This is a genomic window from Photobacterium sp. DNB22_13_2 (assembly GCF_052873915.1).
Genome location: NZ_JBNNXU010000085.1, coordinates 1 through 316, shown reverse-complemented (window position 1 = coordinate 316; position 316 = coordinate 1). Strand labels below are relative to the sequence as shown.

Sequence of the window (316 nt, the reverse complement as noted above, 5' to 3'; positions counted from 1 at the left end):
CACGTTGGTCGAGGCGTCTTCGCAGTCGAAATTGCGATAGCCCCAGTAGTGGCCCAGACCGTTGATGATGCCGGCAGCATTGATCGGAATCCACAGCATCTGGACCGCCCACACCGTCAGGCCGATCGCGCCAAACATCAGCACGTCTAGGATCAGCATCAGGCCAACGCCTTGCCACGTGAACTTGGAGTACAGGTTGTGCTCGATCCAGTCGTCCGGCGTGCCGTGGCTGAACTTCTGGATGGTTTCCTGGTTCTTGGCCTCGGCGCGATACAACTCGGCGCCTTCCAGCAACACCTTGCGGATGCCACGCGTC

1 pseudogene is annotated in these 316 nt (G+C 59.8%); it reads right to left on the bottom strand.

Annotation, left to right across the window (positions count from 1 at the left end):
• A pseudogene (locus tag ACVA58_RS27890) lies at nucleotides 1-316 on the bottom strand (hypothetical protein); the annotation flags it as partial.